Consider the following 1,867-nt stretch of genomic DNA (forward strand, 5'->3'; position numbering starts at 1 on the left):
CCTCCCGTGGTTGGGAGTGACGTCGTTGGGCTTCCAGTGGTTGGCGACACCGTCGTTGGGCTGGCTGTGGTGGGACCCAGTGTGCTTGGCGACAAAGTCGTTGGGCTTCCCGTGGTAGGAGGCACCGTTGATGGGGTTCCTGTAGTGGGACCTGCCGTGGTTGGTGCCAACGTCGTCGGGCTGCTGGTGGTAGGGCCAAGAGTCGTGGGCGACAATGTCGTGGGGCCTCCAGTACTGGGGCTTGCGGTGGTCGGCGACAATGTTGTGGGGCTACCAGTAGTGGGAACCCCTGTGGTTGGCGCCAAGGTTGTGGGACTGCCAGTGGAGGGAACCATAGTGGTTGGAGACACAGTCGTTGGGCTACTCGTGGTCGGTGACAGTGTCGATGGGGTACCAGTTGTGGGACTTGCCGTGCTTGGTGCCAAGGTTGCAGGACTTCCCGTGGAGGGAACTGCAGTAGCCGGCGACAATGACGATGGGCTGCCTGAGGTAGGCGACCCTGTGGTTGGGGTACCAGTTGAGGGGCTGCCTGTGGTTGGTGCCAACGTGGTGGGGCCCCCGGTGCTTGGACTTTGTGTGGTTGGAGACAGGCTTGTTGGGCTGCCTGTGGTCGGTGACACCGACGTTGGGGCACCTGTGCTGGGTGCTGAAGTTGTGGGGCTGCCTGTGCTGGGACCAGCCGTGGTCGGTGACTGGGTAGTTGGGCTGCCTGTTGTCGGGCTTCCGGTGCTGGGACCTGCAGTGGTGGGTGAACCCGTCGTTGGGCTGCCTGTGCTGGGATTGGCAGTGCTGGGGCTGGCAGTCGTCGGTGACAAAGTTGTTGGCCCTCCTGTTGTGGGACTTGCGCTGCTGGGACTGGCAGTGGTCGGCGACAAGGTCGTTGGGTTGCCTGTGGTGGGGCTTCCTGTAGTGGGACCGCCCGTGCTCGGCGAAACAGTCGTTGGGATGCCCGTGGTGGGGCTTCCTGTGGTGGGACTTGCAGTGGTCGGCGACTGGGTCGTAGGGCTGCTTGTGATTGGGCTTCCTGTTGTGGGACTCACAGTGGTTGGCGATAAAGTTGTTGGGCTCCCTGTTGTGGGACCTACAGTGCTGGGACTTGCAGTTGTTGGCGACAAAGTCACAGGGCTGGCTGAGGTGGGGGCTAAAGTCGTCGGGCTACCAGAGGTTGGACTCAAAGTGGTTGGTGACAATGTGGTTGGTCCTTGCGTGGTGGGACTTGAAGTAGTTGGGCTCAAGGTGCTGGGTGGTAGAGTCACTGGACTCTGAGTGGTCGGTGACAAAGTAGATGGGCTGACAGTGGTAGGTTTCACACTGGGCTCACCCAACGCCACAGTGGGAGCCGGGGTGGTAGGGCTGGTAGTGGCGGGACTCACTGTGGTTGGCGATGTGGTTGTGGGGCTTCCAGTGGATGGTGACCCAGTCGTAGGGCCAGCAGTGCTGGGACCTGCAGTGCTGGGGCTCAGAGTTGTGGGTGACAACGTCGTTGGACTCTGAGTGGTAGGTGACACAGTTGTTGGGCCACCCGTTGTCGGACTTGCAGTGGTGGGGCTCATTGTGGTGGGCGACACTGTCGATGGAGTCTGAGTGGTTGGCGATGACGTTGTTGGGCTACCGGTGGTGGGACCTGCAGTGCTGGGGCTGAGGGTGCTGGGCGACAATGTTGTTGGACTCTGAGTGGTTGGAGAACCAGTCGTTGGGCTGCCGGTGGTCGGGTTTGCTGTGGTGGGGCCTCCCGTGGTTGGGAGTGACGTCGTTGGGCTTCCAGTGGTTGGCGACACCGTCGTTGGGCTGGCTGTGGTGGGACCCAGTGTGCTTGGCGACAAAGTCGTTGGGCTTCCCGTGGTAGGAGGCACCGTTGATGGGGTTC

At 61.7% G+C, this 1,867-nt stretch carries 2 protein-coding genes; one reads left to right on the top strand and one right to left on the bottom strand.

Features of this window, described 5'->3' with window-relative positions; translation table 11 throughout:
- A partial coding sequence (locus tag ACRCYW_RS05190; protein ID WP_438549096.1) for a hypothetical protein occupies positions 1–1,266 on the top strand: 1,266 nt, incomplete at its 5' end.
- Between the two features lie 342 nt (positions 1,267–1,608).
- Here the strand turns inward: ACRCYW_RS05190 and ACRCYW_RS05195 are convergent.
- Positions 1,609–1,867: hypothetical protein (locus tag ACRCYW_RS05195; RefSeq protein ID WP_438549097.1), on the bottom strand; the 259-nt coding region annotated here is incomplete at its 5' end.

The sequence above is a fragment of the Aeromonas sp. genome (assembly GCF_051657805.1).
Lineage (GTDB): Bacteria > Pseudomonadota > Gammaproteobacteria > Enterobacterales > Aeromonadaceae > Aeromonas.